At 40.5% G+C, this 17864-nt stretch carries 21 protein-coding genes; 6 read left to right on the top strand and 15 right to left on the bottom strand.

All coding sequences use genetic code 11. The annotated features are described in order from the left end of the window. Window positions 1-15 precede the first annotated feature (15 nt). Window positions 16-1533 carry a 4-alpha-glucanotransferase gene (gene malQ / locus ADH54_RS08235; RefSeq protein ID WP_049524725.1) on the bottom strand — a complete coding sequence of 506 codons (1518 nt, stop codon included), beginning with the start codon at window positions 1531-1533 and terminating at the stop codon, window positions 16-18. A gap of 484 nt (window positions 1534-2017) precedes the next feature. Here malQ and ADH54_RS08230 point away from each other — a divergent pair, with 484 nt between their 5' ends. From ADH54_RS08230 to ADH54_RS08210, 5 genes are all read left to right on the top strand, one after another. Next, complete coding sequence (locus tag ADH54_RS08230; RefSeq protein WP_000095481.1) at window positions 2018-3289, top strand: maltodextrin ABC transporter substrate-binding protein; 1272 nt, start codon at window positions 2018-2020, stop codon at window positions 3287-3289. 109 nt (window positions 3290-3398) lie between these two features. Beyond that, window positions 3399-4691, top strand: coding sequence for a sugar ABC transporter permease (locus ADH54_RS08225; RefSeq protein WP_049524724.1), 1293 nt, complete (start codon window positions 3399-3401; stop codon window positions 4689-4691). A gap of 1 nt (window position 4692) precedes the next feature. Further along, window positions 4693-5535, top strand: coding sequence for a sugar ABC transporter permease (locus tag ADH54_RS08220; RefSeq protein ID WP_001065647.1), 843 nt, complete (start codon window positions 4693-4695; stop codon window positions 5533-5535). A 145-nt stretch (window positions 5536-5680) separates the two neighbouring features. Then, window positions 5681-6481, top strand: a complete 801-nt coding sequence (locus ADH54_RS08215) for a DUF1189 domain-containing protein (RefSeq protein ID WP_049524723.1) — start codon at window positions 5681-5683, stop codon at window positions 6479-6481. Window positions 6482-6490: 9 nt separating this feature from the next. Then, window positions 6491-7477: a LacI family DNA-binding transcriptional regulator gene (locus tag ADH54_RS08210; RefSeq protein WP_049524722.1), complete on the top strand. Its 987-nt coding sequence runs from the start codon at window positions 6491-6493 to the stop codon at window positions 7475-7477. 28 nt (window positions 7478-7505) lie between these two features. Here ADH54_RS08210 and ADH54_RS08205 read toward each other — a convergent pair whose 3' ends face one another. The 13 genes from ADH54_RS08205 to hisS form a co-directional block, all read right to left on the bottom strand. Then, window positions 7506-8447, bottom strand: coding sequence for a YitT family protein (locus tag ADH54_RS08205; protein ID WP_049524721.1), 942 nt, complete (start codon window positions 8445-8447; stop codon window positions 7506-7508). Further along, window positions 8425-10188 (bottom strand): aspartate--tRNA ligase, encoded by a 1764-nt coding sequence (gene aspS / locus ADH54_RS08200; protein ID WP_033681065.1) that lies wholly within the window; start codon window positions 10186-10188, stop codon window positions 8425-8427. The genes ADH54_RS08205 and aspS overlap by 23 nt, the downstream gene beginning before the upstream one ends. 154 nt (window positions 10189-10342) lie before the next feature. Further along, window positions 10343-10573: a hypothetical protein gene (locus ADH54_RS08195; protein ID WP_033682917.1), complete on the bottom strand. Its 231-nt coding sequence runs from the start codon at window positions 10571-10573 to the stop codon at window positions 10343-10345. A 17-nt stretch (window positions 10574-10590) separates the two neighbouring features. Further along, window positions 10591-11232, bottom strand: coding sequence for a CPBP family intramembrane glutamic endopeptidase (locus tag ADH54_RS08190; protein WP_049524720.1), 642 nt, complete (start codon window positions 11230-11232; stop codon window positions 10591-10593). A 9-nt stretch (window positions 11233-11241) separates the two neighbouring features. Next, window positions 11242-11940: an ABC transporter permease gene (locus ADH54_RS08185; RefSeq protein ID WP_049524719.1), complete on the bottom strand. Its 699-nt coding sequence runs from the start codon at window positions 11938-11940 to the stop codon at window positions 11242-11244. Further along, the gene (locus tag ADH54_RS08180; RefSeq protein ID WP_049524718.1) at window positions 11933-12757 is read right to left on the bottom strand and encodes an ABC transporter ATP-binding protein; all 825 of its coding nucleotides are present in this window, start codon (window positions 12755-12757) and stop codon (window positions 11933-11935) included. Before ADH54_RS08180 ends, ADH54_RS08185 begins: the two co-directional genes overlap by 8 nt. Before the next feature lie 10 nt (window positions 12758-12767). Continuing rightward, window positions 12768-13508, bottom strand: coding sequence for a DUF3169 family protein (locus ADH54_RS08175; RefSeq protein ID WP_049524717.1), 741 nt, complete (start codon window positions 13506-13508; stop codon window positions 12768-12770). A 13-nt stretch (window positions 13509-13521) separates the two neighbouring features. Continuing rightward, entirely contained in the window at window positions 13522-13872 is a 351-nt protein-coding gene (locus tag ADH54_RS08170) for a PspC domain-containing protein (protein WP_049524716.1), read from the bottom strand. Between the two features lie 2 nt (window positions 13873-13874). Beyond that, window positions 13875-14072: a hypothetical protein gene (locus ADH54_RS08165; protein ID WP_049524715.1), complete on the bottom strand. Its 198-nt coding sequence runs from the start codon at window positions 14070-14072 to the stop codon at window positions 13875-13877. Further along, window positions 14059-14247, bottom strand: coding sequence for a hypothetical protein (locus ADH54_RS08160; protein ID WP_023944022.1), 189 nt, complete (start codon window positions 14245-14247; stop codon window positions 14059-14061). Before ADH54_RS08160 ends, ADH54_RS08165 begins: the two co-directional genes overlap by 14 nt. Next, complete coding sequence (locus ADH54_RS08155) at window positions 14247-14453, bottom strand: helix-turn-helix transcriptional regulator (RefSeq protein ID WP_020900531.1); 207 nt, start codon at window positions 14451-14453, stop codon at window positions 14247-14249. The genes ADH54_RS08160 and ADH54_RS08155 overlap by 1 nt, the downstream gene beginning before the upstream one ends. Window positions 14454-14462: 9 nt before the next feature. Next, window positions 14463-14927, bottom strand: a complete 465-nt coding sequence (locus ADH54_RS08150) for a hypothetical protein (protein WP_049524714.1) — start codon at window positions 14925-14927, stop codon at window positions 14463-14465. Continuing rightward, window positions 14927-16207, bottom strand: a complete 1281-nt coding sequence (gene hisS, locus ADH54_RS08145; protein WP_049524713.1) for a histidine--tRNA ligase — start codon at window positions 16205-16207, stop codon at window positions 14927-14929. Before hisS ends, ADH54_RS08150 begins: the two co-directional genes overlap by 1 nt. An 86-nt stretch (window positions 16208-16293) precedes the next feature. On the opposite strand from hisS, the gene ADH54_RS12495 reads away from it, so the two are divergent. Then, on the top strand, window positions 16294-16440 hold the full coding sequence (locus ADH54_RS12495) for a hypothetical protein (RefSeq protein WP_000694304.1): 147 nt from the start codon (window positions 16294-16296) through the stop codon (window positions 16438-16440). On the opposite strand, the gene ADH54_RS08135 is transcribed toward ADH54_RS12495, so the two are convergent. Continuing rightward, window positions 16437-17684: a transporter gene (locus tag ADH54_RS08135; protein ID WP_049524712.1), complete on the bottom strand. Its 1248-nt coding sequence runs from the start codon at window positions 17682-17684 to the stop codon at window positions 16437-16439. The two genes, ADH54_RS12495 and ADH54_RS08135, sit on opposite strands and share 4 nt — an antisense overlap. Window positions 17685-17864 lie beyond the last annotated feature (180 nt).

Here is a 17864-nt window from a genome sequence, read left to right as displayed (position 1 = left end):
TCTCCTGATATTGTATTATTTCTTTAATTCTACCAAATTTTCATTAATTCGTCGATAGATTGTTGTCAAGTCAAGCAAACCTTCCTCGACAGCTGGTGTCAATTGATCTTCAGTCATACGCCAAGACCAGTTTCCACCAAGGGTAGATGGGAAGTTCATACGAGCTGTCTCATCCAATTCTAGCAAATCTTGCATAGTTGCAATTGCCATGAAGCTAACTGATGAAAAGACTGTACGAAGCATAGCGTGTGGAACTGTTTCGTATTCTTTACGGTTGGTGTAGCGAGCCATGTACTCACGAGTCGCATCATCAATCTCGTTACGGTACCAACCAAGGACCGTGTTGTTATCGTGTGTTCCTGTGTACATAACTGAGTTAGCAGGTGCCAAGTGTGGGCTATCGATACTTTCGTCTTCTGGGTTGAAGGCAAATTGAAGAATCTTCATTCCTGGGAAGCCAGTACGTTCACGCAACTCAATAACTTCATCAGTCATGAATCCAAGGTCTTCAGCGATGATGTTTAACTCACCAAGTTCTTCCTTAACGGCTGCAAAGAGCTTGTAGCCAGGACCTTTCACCCACTCACCAGGTGCTGCTGTATCGGAACCAGCAGGGATTTCCCAGTAAGATTCAAAACCACGGAAGTGGTCGATACGAACGATGTCGTAGATTTTGAAGCTTTCACGCAAGCGTTCAATCCACCATTTGTAGCCGTCTTTGTCCATTGCTTCCCAGTCATAGATTGGGTTACCCCAAAGCTGACCAGTTGCAGAAAACTCATCTGGTGGGCATCCTGCGATGCAAGTTGCCTTACCGTTGACATCTGTTTTGAAGAGATGTGGATTTGCCCACATATCGCTTGAATCTTCCGCTACGTAGATTGGCATGTCCCCAACGATTTCAATGTGGTTGTCGTTAGCATAAGCTTTCAATTTCAACCATTGTTGGAAGAAGAAGTACTGAGTCACACGGTGATAAACCAACTTGTCTGCCAATTGCTCACGGTAGCTTTCAAGTGCTGAAGCTTTACGAGCACGAGCATCTGCATCTAGCCATTCAGTCCAAGCAAGATTTTCAAAATGCTCTTTGATAGCCATATACTCAGCAAAGAGCTCAAGCCATGATTGGTTGTCTTGAGCAAATTTCTCAAAATCTTTAACATCTCCGACTTCAAAGAAACGTTTCACCGCTTTTTCTAAAAGAGGACGACGTGCATAGTAAATCTTAGCATAGTCAACTTCAGACGCATCGCTACCAAAGTCAACTCCTTCAAGGTCACTTGCTTCCAACAAACCTTGCTCCACCAAGATATCCAAATCGATAAAATGAGTATTTCCTGCGAAGGCTGAGAAAGACTGGTAAGGAGAATCTCCGTAACTAGTTGTTCCTAATGGAAGGATCTGCCAGTAACGTTGTTTTGTACGAACCAAGAAATCAACGAAGTCGTAAGCGCTTTGACCAAATGATCCGATTCCGTAGGCTCCTGGGAGAGAAGAGATGTGCATCAACACACCACTTTGACGTTTTTTCATAAACAACACCTCGTGTATTTGTAGTTTAAATTTTCATTTTTGGGCGCAAACGTTTGCGTTAAGATAATTATAGCGTATTTTTCCGACAAATGCAAGCGTTTTTAAGAAACTTTTTGATTATTTTTTTAAAAAAACTTGTCCTTCTTTATGTATACATATACATTTTTCTTTTCTATTTACAAAATCTTCTTCAACTACAAATAGAAGGCTCAACTTAGCCTACTTTTGGTCTAGAGCAATTTATTTTTGTTCAAAATCTAGGCAATCGTTTCCCTAAATAATTTCAGTAAAAGCATGAAAATATATTTTCTGACTTTTCTTCTATTATAAGCAAATAAAACGCTTACCCTTTCCGTGAAATTTTTTTAAAATTTTTACAAAAAACACTTGCAACCGTTTTCTATTTGTGCTATACTAGTCCCATAAAGGAAAACGTTTGCGTTTCCTCATTATAAAATTTGTTATTCTTTAGGAGGAATACACTATGTCATCTAAATTCATGAAGAGCACTGCTGTGCTTGGAACTGTTACACTTGCTAGCTTGCTTTTGGTAGCTTGCGGAAGCAAAACTGCTGATAAGCCTGCTGATTCTGGTTCATCTGAAGCCAAAGAACTCACTGTATATGTAGACGAGGGATATAAGAGCTATATTGAAGAGGTTGCTAAAGCTTATGAAAAAGAAGCTGGAGTAAAAATCACTCTTAAAACTGGTGATGCTCTAGGAGGTCTTGATAAACTTTCTCTTGACAACCAATCTGGTAATGTCCCTGATATTATGATGGCTCCATACGACCGTGTAGGTAGCCTTGGTTCTGACGGACAACTTTCAGAAGTGAAATTGAGCGATGGTGCTAAAACAGACGACACAACTAAATCTCTTGTAACAGCTGCTAATGGTAAAGTTTACGGTGCTCCTGCCGTTATCGAGTCACTTGTTATGTACTACAACAAAGACTTGATAAAAGAAGCTCCAAAAACTTTTGCTGACTTAGAAAACCTTGCTAAAGATAGCAAATATGCCTTCGCTGGAGAAGATGGAAAAACTTCTGCTTTCCTAGCTGACTGGACAAACTTCTACTATGCATACGGACTTCTTGCTGGTAACGGAGCTTATGTATTCGGACAAAACGGTAAAGACGCTAAAGATATCGGTCTTGCCAACGACGGCGCTATCAAAGGTATAGAGTACGCTAAATCTTGGTATGAAAAATGGCCTAAAGGTATGCAAGATACGGAAGGTGCTGGCAACTTAATCCAAACTCAATTCCAAGAAGGTAAAACAGCTGCTATCATCGACGGACCTTGGAAAGCCCAAGCCTTCAAAGATGCTAAAGTAAACTACGGTGTTGCGACTATCCCAACTCTTCCAAACGGAAAAGAATATGCTGCATTTGGTGGTGGAAAAGCTTGGGTCATCCCTCAAGCCACTAAGAACCTTGAAGCTTCTCAAAAATTTGTAGACTTCCTTGTTTCAACTGAACAACAAAAAGTATTATACGATAAGACTAACGAAATCCCAGCTAACACTGAGGCTCGTTCATACGCTGAAGGTAAAAACGATGAGTTGACAACTGCTGTTATCAAACAGTTCAAGAACGCTCAACCAATGCCAAATATCTCTCAAATGTCTGCAGTTTGGGATCCAGCGAAAAATATGCTCTTTGATGCTGTAAGTGGTAAGAAAGATGCTAAAACAGCAGCTAACGATGCTGTAACATTGATCAAAGAAACAATCAAACAAAAATTTGGTGAATAAGAAATTTGTTCAAGGGGGGTGGAAATCAAATCCCCCTTTGAATTTATCAACAAAAACACAAATAGTTTAGGTTTTATCTAGAAACCAGTATCCTATGAAAGGAGTTATTATGGAAAAGCAACAACCTAGTAAAGCAGCCCTGCTGTCTATCATTCCTGGGTTAGGACAGATTTACAATAAACAAAAAGCCAAAGGTTTTATCTTCCTTGGTGTAACCATCGTATTTGTCCTTTATTTCCTAGCACTTGCCGCCCCTGAATTGAGCAATCTCATCACTCTTGGTGACAAACCAGGTCGTGACAATTCCCTCTTTATGCTGATTCGTGGTGCCTTCCATTTAATCTTTGTAGTTGTTTATATACTCTTTTATTTCGCAAATATCAAAGATGCACATACAACTGCCAAACACATTAACAATGGCATACCAGTAGCGCTTACCTTTAAAGAAATGGTCAAAGGAATCTATGAAAATGGCTTCCCTTACCTCTTGATCATTCCATCTTATGTTGCCATGACTTTTGCGATCATCTTCCCAGTTATCGTAACCTTGATGATCGCCTTTACCAACTACGACTTCCAACACTTGCCACCAAACAAATTGTTGGACTGGGTTGGTTTGACGAACTTTACGAACATCTGGAGTTTGAGTACCTTCCGTTCTGCCTTCGGTGCCGTTCTTTCTTGGACTATCATCTGGGCTTTGGCAGCTTCTACTTTACAAATCGTAATCGGTATCTTCACAGCTATCATTGCTAACCAACCATTTATCAAAGGAAAACGTATCTTTGGTGTTATTTTCCTTCTTCCTTGGGCTGTTCCAGCCTTCATCACTATCTTGACATTCTCAAACATGTTTAATGATAGTGTCGGTGCTATCAACACTCAAGTCTTGCCAATCTTGGCTAAATTCCTTCCTTTCCTTGATGGTGCTCTTATTCCTTGGAAAACAGATCCAACTTGGACAAAAATTGCCTTGATTATGATGCAAGGTTGGCTTGGATTCCCATACATCTACGTTTTGACTTTAGGTATCTTGCAATCTATTCCTAACGACCTTTACGAAGCAGCTTATATTGACGGTGCCAATGCTTGGCAAAAATTCCGCAACATCACTTTCCCAATGATCTTGGCCGTTGCGGCACCTACTTTGATCAGCCAATACACCTTCAACTTTAACAACTTCTCTATCATGTACCTCTTCAATGGTGGAGGACCTGGTAGTGTCGGAGGTGGAGCTGGTTCAACCGATATCTTGATCTCATGGATCTACCGTTTGACAACAGGTACATCTCCTCAATACTCAATGGCGGCAGCTGTTACCTTGATTATCTCTATCATTGTCATCTCAATCTCTATGATCGCATTCAAGAAACTACACGCATTTGATATGGAGGATGTCTAAGATGAATAACTCAATTAAACTCAAACGTAGACTGACTCAAACCCTTACTTACCTTTACCTGATTGGCCTTTCAATCGTGATTATCTACCCACTGTTGATTACCATCATGTCAGCCTTTAAAGCAGGTAACGTCTCAGCCTTTAAACTAGATACTAACATCGACCTCAATTTTGATAACTTTAAGGGCCTCTTCACTGAAACCTTGTACGGTACTTGGTATCTCAATACCTTGATCATCGCCTTGATTACCATGGCTGTTCAAACAAGTATTATCGTACTTGCTGGTTATGCTTACAGCCGTTACAACTTCTTGGCTCGTAAACAAAGTTTGGTCTTCTTCTTGATTATCCAAATGGTGCCAACTATGGCCGCTTTGACAGCCTTCTTCGTTATGGCGCTTATGTTGAACGCCCTTAACCACAGCTGGTTCCTCATCTTCCTCTACGTTGGTGGAGGTATCCCGATGAATGCTTGGCTCATGAAAGGCTACTTCGATACAGTGCCAATGTCTCTAGACGAATCTGCAAAACTAGACGGTGCAGGACACTTCCGCCGCTTCTGGCAAATTGTTCTTCCACTTGTTCGCCCAATGGTTGCTGTACAAGCTCTCTGGGCCTTTATGGGACCTTTCGGGGACTACATCCTCTCTAGTTTCTTGCTTCGTGAGAAAGAATACTTTACTGTTGCCGTAGGTCTCCAAACCTTCGTCAGCAATGTGAAAAACTTGAAGATTGCCTACTTCTCAGCAGGTGCTATCCTCATCGCCCTTCCAATCTGTATTCTCTTCTTCTTCCTACAAAAGAACTTTGTTTCAGGACTTACAAGTGGTGGCGACAAGGGATAATATATCCCCGCCACCCTTTTTCATTTTGAAGCTTGTGACTATAAAACTATCCTTGTGACAAGCAATTTTTCTCCTAGACTTGAAATAAAGCGCATTTCTCTATATAATAATACTCATATAGAAAACACCTTTTAGAAAGATACCTATGCTTCCATATCCATTTTCCTATTTTTCAAGTATTTGGGGATTTCGTAAGCCCCTGTCCAAACGTTTCGGGCTCAACTGGTTTCAGCTTCTCTTTACCAGTATCTTCCTTATCAGCTTATCTATGGTACCTATTGCCATCCAAAACAGCTCGCAGGAGACTTATCCGCTAGAAACCTTTATCGATAATGTCTATGAACCATTGACAGATAAGGTTGTACAAGATCTCTCTGAACATGCTACAATTGTTGATGGCAAATTAACTTATACAGGAACAGCTAGTCAAGCGCCTTCTATTGTGATCGGTCCAAGTCAAAGCAAGGAATTACCTAAGGACTTGCAACTACATTTCGATACGAATGAGCTCGTCATCAGCAAGGCAAGCAAGGAATTGACCCGTATCTCTTACCGAGCGATTCAGACTGAGAGTTTCAAAAACAAAGACAGCTTGACCCAAGCGATTTCTAAAGACTGGTACCAGCAGAATCGTGTCTATATCAGTCTCTTCCTAGTTCTCGGTGCAAGCTTCCTCTTTGGTTTGAATTTCTTTATCGTCTCTCTAGGGGCTAGTCTTCTCCTTTATATCACTAAGAAATCACGCCTCTTTTCATTTAGAACCTTTAAAGAGTGCTACCATTTTATCTTGAACTGTTTAGGATTGCCGACTCTGATTACGCTTATTTTGGGATTATTTGGCCAAAATATGACAACTCTCATCACTGTACAAAACATTCTTTTTGTTCTGTATCTGGTCACTATTTTTTATAAAACGCATTTCCGTGATCCAGATTACCATAAATAGGAGATTTTTATGCCCGTTACGATTAAAGACGTGGCCAAGGCTGCTGGTGTTTCGCCTTCAACCGTAACCCGTGTTATTCAAAATAAATCAACCATTAGCGACGAAACAAAAAAACGTGTTCGCAAGGCAATGAAGGAGCTCAATTACCACCCCAACCTCAACGCTCGTAGTTTAGTAAGCAGTTATACCCAAGTTATCGGCTTAGTTCTTCCTGATGACTCAGACGCCTTCTACCAGAATCCTTTCTTTCCATCGGTTCTACGTGGCATCTCTCAAGTCGCATCTGAAAACCACTATGCCATTCAGATAGCAACAGGGAAAGATGAAAAAGAGCGTCTCAACGCTATTTCACAAATGGTCTACGGCAAGCGTGTAGATGGGCTAATCTTTCTCTATGCCCAAGAAGAAGACCCTCTCGTAAAACTCGTCGCAGAAGAACAGTTCCCCTTCCTTATCTTAGGTAAATCTCTATCTCCTTTCATCCCACTTGTCGACAACGACAATGTTCAAGCTGGTTTTGATGCAACCGAATATTTCATCAAAAAAGGCTGCAAACGCATTGCCTTTATCGGAGGAAGTAAAAAGCTCTTCGTGACCAAAGACCGTTTAACAGGCTATGAACAGGCGCTTAAACATTACAACCTTACCACTGACACCAATCGCATCTACTTTGCAGACGAGTTTCTGGAAGAAAAGGGCTATAAATTTAGCAAGCGATTATTCAAGCACGATCCACAAATTGATGCTATCATCACAACCGATAGCCTCCTAGCTGAAGGGGTCTGTGACTACATCGCTAAGCACCAACTGGATGTCCCTGTTCTCAGCTTTGACTCGGTTAATCCTAAGCTCAATTTGGCAGCCTATATAGATATCAATAGCCTAGCCCTCGGACGTACTTCTTTAGAAACTATTCTCTGCATCATCAATGATTCTAAAGAAAATAGGCAAATCTGCTACCGCCAGTTAATCGCCCACAAAATTATTGAAAAATAAAAACCAGCTCGCGCTGGTTTTTTTATCACTAATTTTCTGTTTCAACGAATCGTCCCAAAATATGAACATTCTCTGATACAGAGACAAAGGCCCCTGGATCCACTTGTGTCATAATCTGTTTAAATTCATTAAACTCTGCACGTGTAATGACAGTAATTAAAACTGCCTTTCTCTCGTGATTATAGGTTCCTTCTGCATCGTGGATCATGGTTGCTCCGCGGTGCAATTTTTTATGGATTTTCTCAATTACCTTATCTGGATGATTGGTCACAATCATGGCCTGCATGCGTTTTTGCTTGGTAAAGACCGCATCTGTCACACGGCTAGAGACAAAGATGGTAATCATAGAGTAGAGAGCGTATTTCCAACCAAAGGTCAAACCTGCTATCAGCATGATGGTCCCATTTACCAAGAAAGAAATACTACCGACATTCTTACCTGTTTTCTTGCGAATGGTCAAACTGACGATATCCGTCCCACCACTGGAGATATTGTTGCGAAGAGCAAAACCAATCCCCAAGCCCATAACAACGCCCCCAAAAAGGGCATTGATAATGGGATCCTCCGTCAAGGTTGCCACAGGGACAAACTGGATAAAAAAGGAACTCATGGACACCGTGATAAAGGTAAAGACAGTGAATTTATGACCAATCTGATACCAAGCTAAGACCATCAAAGGGAAGTTAATGGCGTAGAAGGTTAGCGAAATCGGAATATGAAAACCAAACCAGTGATTACTCAAGGCAGAGATAATCTGTGCCAGACCTGTCGCACCACTCGAATACACATGCCCTGGTTGGAAAAAGAAATTGACCGCTACTGCTGATAGAAATCCATAGACCAGAGAGGCCGAAATCTTCTCATCATATTTTTCGCGAGAGATGCTTTGTAAGACACGTAAAATTTTTATCTGATGAGCAAAGCGGCGCAGATAATAGCGCCACCGCTTAATTCGTTTTGCTTGTTTCATCTTCTTCTACTTGTAAGCTGAGTTCCTCTAGTTGTTTGAGAGCTACTGTTGAAGGAGCTTGTGTCATTGGATCAGTTGCCTTGTTGTTCTTAGGAAAGGCAATGACTTCACGGATATTTTCTTCTCCAGCAAGCAACATAACAAATCGGTCAAGCCCGATAGCCAAACCACCGTGTGGTGGGAAACCATAGTCCATGGCTTCAAGAAGGAAGCCAAACTGGTCATTTGCTTCCTCAGCTGAGAACCCAAGAGCCTTGAACATACGCTCTTGAAGGTCTTTTTGGTTGATACGAAGGCTACCACCACCAAGCTCATAACCGTTCAATACGATATCGTAAGCAATGGCACGAACCTTAGCCAAATCACCTTCTAATTCGTGAGCAGTCTCTTCCTGTGGAAGGGTAAATGGATGGTGGGCGCTCATGTAACGACCTTCTTCTTCAGACCATTCAAACATTGGCCAGTCAACCACCCAAAGGAAGTTAAATTTATCGTTATCAATCAAGCCAAGCTCTTTGGCAATACGTCCACGAAGGGCACCGAGCGTTGCATTCGCCACTTCAAGCGTATCTGCCACAAAGAGAACCAAATCCTTATCTTCAAGAGCAAGCGCTGTTGTCAATTCTGCTTGGATGCCAGTCAAGAACTTAGCAACGGGTCCGTTTAATTCTCCATCAACCACCTTGACCCAAGCAAGACCTTTGGCACCGTACTGTTTGGCTACTTCTGTCATCTTATCGATGTCTTTACGTGAGTAGTTGTCCGCAGCTCCTTTGACCACAATGGCTTTTACAGCAGGTGCTTCTGAAAAGACTTTAAAGTCTACACCTTTGACAACTTCTGTTAAGTCCTGAAGCAACATGTCAAAACGGGTATCAGGTTTATCAGAACCGTAAAGAGCCATGGCATCATCGTATTTCATACGAGGGAATGGCAACGTTACTTCGATACCCTTGGTTTCCTTCATCACGCGCGCAATCAAGCCTTCTGTGATATCTTGGATTTCTTGCTCAGTAAGGAAAGACGTTTCCAAGTCGACCTGGGTAAACTCAGGCTGGCGGTCTCCACGCAAGTCCTCATCACGGAAACATTTGACGATTTGGTAGTAACGGTCAAAACCAGCATTCATCAATAACTGCTTAGTGATTTGTGGACTTTGAGGAAGAGCATAGAAATGCCCTTTATTAACACGAGATGGCACCAAGTAGTCACGCGCCCCTTCAGGAGTTGACTTAGAAAGGAATGGTGTCTCCACGTCGATAAACTCCAACTCATCCAAGTAGTTGCGAATAGAGTGAGTCACCTTAGCACGAAGTTTAAGATTTTCCAACATTTCTGGACGACGAAGGTCAAGGTAACGGTAACGCAAACGTGTATCGTCATTGGCCTCAATGCCATCCTTAATCTCAAATGGGGTTGTCTTAGCTGTATTAAGCACTGTCAGAGCTGTTACATTCAACTCAACTGCACCAGTTGGCAACTTATCATTGGCTTGCTCACGCGCAGCGACCTGACCTGTCACCTCGATGACAAATTCGCTACGAAGGCTTTCAGCTGTTGCCATGACCTCTGCAGATACTTTTTCAGGGTTGATAACCAACTGCATGATTCCTTCACGGTCACGAAGGTCGATAAAGATCAAACCACCAAGGTCACGACGACGGCCAACCCATCCTTTCAAGGTCATTTCTTGTCCGATGTGTTCCTCACGAACACGACCAGCATACATACTACGTTTCATTGTTTCTCTCCTCTTTTATTCTGTTACTATTTTACCATAAAAGCGCAGGCTCTTCATGAAAATCAGCAGAAAAGTTTGCCTGACTTTAAAAATCAAGTAAAGTCCCTAAAAATTAACGCCCATACAAAAATCCGATGAAGTTCACCGGACTCTTTTATTTTGAATTTTTGCCTGCTTTACGCTTTTCAGCGATTTCGGCTGCCTTTCGAGGCAAGACGATTTCCGTCGTATAAGCTGTCCCAAAACGCCAGATACCAGCAATAGGGGCAAAGACCACTGCTAGATGGCTATAAAAGAAATCGCCTTTGAAGGCATAAGCTAGCGCTCCAATGATGAAAAATAGAACGACTGCCTGAATCACTGCTAATAAAATTACTCGTTTCATGTGACCTCCTGAATCTATTATAGCATGAGAATCATCAAAAAGCCGACTAAATTATTCAAAGCGTGGAGAGAAATACTGTAAAGAAGACCTTTTCGACTTACATAAGCCAGACCCAAACTCAATCCTAGACTAGCATAAACTAAAAACTGTTGCAAAGTTCCTGGAGAATGAATCAAGGCAAACAGAACACTGGATACCAGAAGGAAAATCAGAGTTTGTTTGCTGTTGTCCTGCTTAGGAAATAGATAGCGTGCCAGCATTCCTCTAAAAATAAGTTCTTCCGTCAGAGGAGCAAAGACCACTACCATAAAGAAACCAAAGACAGGCTGAGCAACTGTCAGCTGTGATACAATTTGTTGATTGACAGACGGATCATCTGGTAAAAAGAACTGGGCTGTAATCGCCACTAGCAAAACCAGAGCAGGCAACCAGATATAACGATTAAAAGCAGTCGTCTGGATGCTAACCTTTTCTGTCTGATACCATCTGTAAACTCCATAAACATAGGCCCCTGACAGGGCGACATAAAGTGGTAAGACTCCAAAGATTGAAGCCCCTAGTCCAAGAGCTGACAGCGCCATGCTCTGAACCAGACCATAGATAAAGTAAAAGGATAGAATGGCTAGAAGAAACCAGCCAAGGTTTTTAAGTAGTTTCATAAAGTTCTCCTATCTTGCTTTATAACTGTTTTTCAATACAAAGAGGTTTGCTATTCCTAACACAAGTACCCAGGCAAGTAACATGCCGATATTAGAAAAAGATATTTCCCCACCTTTTTTATTTAAAAGATTTACAATAGGACCGATGAACGAATAATCCAACACTTTTTGAACCGTATCATTTTGAGAAGCAATCATAGGTAAAAAAGAGACAATTAACATAGGGAAGATACTATAAACTTGCGCTTTAGATTGAGTATCTGACACCGCACCGATTAGAAGGTTGAGAAAAATAATACTAATAGTTGCTAGGAGCAAATAGATAACGTAGGCAAATAAATAACCTGATAGATCTACTTTAAGATAGATGGGAAGCACAATCATAGCAAGTAACATTATCAGAATAGGGAGAACGAGCATACTGAAAGTATATTCTGTTGCTGTCACACCACTTAGGAGGAGTGATTTAAGATTTCGTTTTTCCTTATCTTCTGCCATCATAATCGATACCATATAACCACTTCCCATGCTCAAGACCATCGTCAAGCTAGCAGATAGAAAAAATAGGCTCAATTGTCCATTCTTATTTAAAAATTCATTATATAAAACAGTCAGTCCAAAAGGCAACAATAGAGTCGCCAACAAAGATGAATTGCTAATAAGGACTTGTAATCTTAACCATAGTAGGGCATTTAATTTTCTAAACATCTAACTTTTCTCCTGTCAATCTGATAAAGATTTCTTCTAAAGTCGGCTCACAAGAGTGAACCACCATCAAATCTGTCGTGTCTAAATGTGGCAATTCTTCAAATGGAACTATCTGTTCTCGTCCATCATTATAAACCACACGTACTTTCTTATCCACATGGTACTTCTGGATAATATCTTGTGGACTTCCATACTCTATTAAGTTTCCCTTATTCAAAAGAGATAAGCGATCACAAAGCAGAGTTGCTTCATGCATATCATGCGTGGTCAGAAAGATAGTTGTCCCCGCCTGCTTTAATTCTTGAAGTAGGGTATGAATCATCTTAGATGTTGTAGGGTCTAAACCACTGGTTGGCTCATCTAAAAAGAGAATCTTAGGAGCATTCAGAAGGGCACGAGCCAAGAACATTCGTTGTTTCATTCCAGTAGATAACTTTTCTGCAATAATATCTTTAGCATCTGCCAATCCAACCTGTTGAAGCACCTGAACTACTCTATCTGACTTGAGACCATATAACTTAGCGTAGATGAGAAGATTTTTATAAAGACTCATCTTTTCATAAAAACCACTGCCATCACTCACAATACCAATTTGTTCCAAATCATTTGAGGTTAAATCTTGAGAATTCTTACCTAACAAAATTGTTTTACCTTGATCTGCAGCCAACTGTCCTGTTAAGACATTGATCATGGTTGTTTTACCTGAGCCAGAGGGACCAAGAAAACCAAAGATTTCACCCTCCTTAATCTCAAAAGAAATCTGGTGAAGAGCGTTTTTGCTCCCAAAACTTTTACTTACATTTTCAACACGAATCATAGAAACTCCTTTATTTGAAATAGCGTTTTACCATAGGTAACTGCATCACATTGATATAAATATGGATTGCTCCGACAAGCAAGAAAGCTAGTAACTGAATCTCTCCTGTCAAGAAAGAAATGATAATAAGAAAAACATATAAGGCTGGTAAGACATATTGGTGTAATTGGAATAAAATTCGAAAACTCTGTTCCAAATTAGCCTGGCGCTCCCCTTCATCGTAAGAATTGACATAATCTAAGACATCCTTTGGTGTAGAGAAAAGAGCCAAATCAAACTGACGAACAATCGAAATGGTTTTAAAAAGAGATTTTTGAGCGACTAAGGATAGCACAAAGACTAAGAAAGAGAGGGAAAATGTTTGGTGATCTGTATGCAATATAACCACTTCATTTAATGAGAGAAAAATAGACAATGAAATTGCTACGCTTGCAATATTAAAAGCAATGGTTCCAAACTCGAGATTTCGATACATTTGCACATAATAGCTTTCATTCAGATCATCATCCATTTCCTCTTGATACAAGGAGTGAAATTTTCTGCTTTTCTTTAAGAAATTGAACGTCAAAAGAATGCTAATGAAACCTATCAGTAAACAAATAGCTGATATCCAGGGTATCAAGACTTTTACATCTAAAATAATTTCGTGGGATTCGGTAGCAGCCTTAAACATCCCTACAAAACCGCCCAAGAAACCTCCCAAGACAACAGACATTAAAAATAACAATCCACGTTTCTTATTCTTTTTCATATTCAACCTCTTTCTAAACCAATCCAACTAACCACTGACCAAAGGCTTTACCTGATTCATAAATTGCTGTCAAACCCTCTGTTCCAAGTGATACTAAAATCAAACAAACAGCAAACAAGAGAATAGCTTGGTTTCTTGCTTTTTTCGCCCCTTCTCCTAAAGGATCTCTCCCAAGCCAGCCTGCTAGATAAGCATATAGGATGACTGTTAAAATCCCAAACTCTGTTGACGAAAGAAACAGCAAAATTGCTACTAAACGGATGACGTTAGTCTTGATATTAAAATAATTTCCTAAACCTGCACAGACACCTGCAAGTTCTTTGTTCTCAGTATCTACTTGAAAACCTGCTAAAAACTCTTTCATATTCATTCTCCTTTTTCACTTGCTAGATTTTTTGATTTCTTTTCAATCCATTCAATTACTGGTATGAGGGCAAAATAGGCCCAAACAAATTTGTCACTTTGATAGGGACTAAACCAGCCTAGGTCCATCCCAATCAGTAGAAACACGCTGACTAATAGAGCTATGGCAACTACATAATAGATTACTTTATACTTGTTCATCATCTTTCTCCTTTTTCTTCAACCGATTGAAAATGGACAAGAGGACTAAGTTAATCCAAAACAAATACTTACTTTCAACAAAATAGAACCAACCCAGTAATGTTCCAATCATAGCCAAGGCATTCACAATAAGGGCAAGAACACTCATATAATAAACCACTCTATACATGTTCATCACTCATCCTCCTCCAAGCGAAATACCGATTCGACTGTTTCGTTGAAAATTTGAGATATTTTCAGGGCAATGATAATGGACGGGGTGTACTCATCCCGTTCTAGTAGGCTAATGGTCTGTCTGGAAACCTCTGCTAGCTTAGCTAGTTCGGTTTGATTGAGACCATCGCGAGCTCGAAGCTCTTTTAGACGATTTTTAAGTTGCATGTTACACACCTACTCTCCGTCAAATTCAACTGTCTGGATATCCTCAATGCGTTGTAGTTTGAATTTTTCTTTTCCTTTTTTATTAACACGACGTAGCTTGACCCATTCCTCATCTACATCTACAACTTCCCAGTTATCTGTTCCAAAAACTTGTCCAACGATTGTCGGTGTTTTCCCAATCAATTCTTTTAATAATCTTGACATTTCTTTATTTCCTTTCTGTTTTTGCTCAATTCTTTTGATTTTATTCTCTAATTTCTTGACCCTTTGGGTATGATAGAGATAAAACATAATCACAAGAGGTACAAATCCTAATGCCCACATAATCGTTCCCTGCTCCTTTTCTCTTAACTTGATTATATTGTAACACATCTTTCTCCTTTTGACAAGCATATTTGTCAAAAAGTTTATGATTTTTGTCATTTTGCAAAAGAAAAAGGTCAGGAGTAAAATCCTGACCAGTTTATCTACTATTAAAAGCCTAATTTTTCAAAGATTTCTGAGAAGTTTTGGCTGATAGCATCAAGTGATACTTGCACTTCTTCTCGTGTTTGGTTGTTCTTGACCGTCACTTGTCCGCTTTCGACTTCGCTCTCACCTAGAGTGATGAGGGTCTTAGCCGCAAAGACATCGGCTGACTTGAACTGAGCTTTGAGCTTACGGTTGAGGTAATCACGCTCTGCTTTGAAACCTTGTTGGCGAAGAGCCTGTACCAATTCCAAGGCCTTAACATTTGCTCCTTCTCCCAAGACTGCAATATAGACATCTAGGGCATTTTCGATAGGGAGGGCCACACCTTGCTTTTCAAGAATGAGAAGCAGGCGCTCTACACCAAGTCCAAAACCAAAGCCAGCAGTTTCAGGACCACCAAAGTAGGCAACCAAACCATCGTAACGACCACCCGCACAGACGGTCAAGTCATTGCCCTCGATCTCAGTGATAAACTCGAAAATGGTGTGGTTGTAGTAGTCCAGACCACGCACCATATTGGTATCGATGATATAGTCTACCCCAAGATTTTCCAACATCTGACGCACCGCATCAAAATGAGCTTGGCTTTCTTCATCAAGGAAATCCAAGATAGACGGTGCATTCTCCACTGCCACCTTGTCTTCTTTTTCCTTAGAGTCCAAGACACGGAGAGGGTTTTCCTCCAAGCGACGCTGGCTATCCTTAGACAAGGTCTCCTTGAGCGGTGTCAAATAGTCAATCAAGGCTTGACGATAAGCCGCACGGCTCTCAGGATTTCCAAGCGTATTGAGGTGTAGTTTGACACCTTGGATGCCAATTTCTTTCAAGAAATGGGCTGCCATCGCGATGGTTTCCACATCGGTAGCTGGATTGCTAGAGCCAAAACACTCAACACCAATCTGGTGGAACTGGCGCAAACGCCCTGCCTGTGGACGCTCGTAACGGAACATAGGTCCCATGTAGTAGAACTTACTTGGCTTTTGCACTTCTGGGGCGAAGAGTTTATTTTCCACATAGGAACGGACAACGGGCGCAGTTCCTTCTGGACGGAGGGTAATATGACGGTCACTCTTGTCATAAAAGTCGTACATTTCCTTGGTTACGATATCCGTTGTATCTCCGACAGAGCGACTGATAACCTCGTAATGCTCAAAAATGGGCGTACGCACTTCTGCATAGTTGTAGCGCTTGAAAATCTCACGGGCAAAGCCCTCAACGTACTGCCATTTGGCAGATTCAGCAGGTAAAATATCCTGCGTTCCTTTTGGTTTTTGTAATTTCATAGGGAATCCTCTTTAAACTTAATAGTCTTATTTTACCATAAATAAAGGGATTAAAACAGTAAGAAAAAAATTAGGATTTATACTCAATGAAAATCAAAAAGCAAACTAGGAAGTTAGCCGCAGGTTGCTCAAAACAGTGTTTTGAGGTTGTGGATAGAACTGACGAAGTCAGTAACCATATCTACGGTAAGGCGACACTGACGTGGTTTGAAGAGATTTTCGAAGAGTATTAGATATCATTTTTGAGATTAAGACCTGTCAAAAGAATAGCCAACAAGGAAAGACCAACAAATAGCATCCAAGTCAACTGTATATTCCATACAGCTACAAGTGAAAAACAGGCTGTTCCCACAGGTATGGATAAGGTAAACAATAAACCTAAAAAATTACTGGTACGAGCTAGAACCTCTGGAGCTAGATTTTTCAGGAGCATGGCACTAATCTTTGGTTGAACTTTACCAGACACATACAGAGTTGAACAGAGAAATAGTAAACCAAGTACGACTTGATTGAATAAATTAGCTAGACCAATTAGACTGAGTCCTACGGTCACCCACATCATCAATCTAGGCAGGGACTGCTTCCCAAAATAATCATTGCCCGTAAGGCTACTGATGATGATTGCTAACAAAGCACAGAATTGACTGATAAATAGTGCCTCTGTGTAAGAAAAATTCAAGAGAGAATGGCTCAAAAAGAAGATATTATAAATTCCACCCAAAGCGCCACCCAAGGCATTGATAAGCAAGACAGCAAAGAGCATAAAACCAAAGTTTTTCTGTCCACCTTTAAGAAAAACGAGACGTAAATTCCGATAAATCGTTAGGAACTGGTCTTTGATAGATAGATTCTCATTTTTAAGTGATTCACCATCAGCAGATGAAATTGACAGGCTTAATTTGCTTTTTCCTAAAAAGAGAATAGAGGCTGATACGAGGAAAAAGCAGGCATTGATTCCCGCAACGAGAGAAAAATTGTTGACCGATAGACCTAAGAGCCAAACTCCAAAAGCTTGACCACTAATAGCTGAAATATAGGTGATAAACTGGGAAAAAGAATAAGCCTCCATCAAATCCTCTTCAGCTACTTTTTCCTTAATAAGAGGCATGCGCAAACCACCAGCAAAATCACTGATCACATCACTAATGACATTGATCAAACACAGAGTAGAAAAGGCAAATAGAGTAGCTTGCTGAACAACTATGGCTACTAGAAAAAATAAAACCGCCTGAAACAAACCGCTATAGACCATCCATTTGATCTTGGCCCTCGTATAATCTGCCCGAATCCCTACAAAAACTGTAAAGAGAGTAGGAAGAAGCATGACAATATTGGCCATAGCAACCGCAAAGGAGGCTTGTGGCAGGGTCGATGCATAGACGATAAATACCAGATTGAAAATCGAAGCACCAAAAGCATTGAAGAAACGTGACAAAGTCAAGAGTCGATAAGCTTGATTTCTAAACAATAATTTCATAGATAATCTCCCTTCTTGTTATAAGTTCAATATGAAGTATGACCATAGTATAGCACTTATGAATTAGCGAGAAATTTTTTTGAATATATGCAACAAATGAAATGAGCAAAAAGAAACGATAGAATTTCTTTGATGACCTGAGAGAACTCAACAATTCTATCACTTAAAATTTCAAATAAT

The organism is Streptococcus pseudopneumoniae, assembly GCF_001072315.1.
Lineage (GTDB): Bacteria > Bacillota > Bacilli > Lactobacillales > Streptococcaceae > Streptococcus > Streptococcus pseudopneumoniae_R.
The sequence above is the reverse complement of the archived record's forward strand: the minus strand, read 5'-3'. Positions and strand labels throughout refer to the sequence as shown.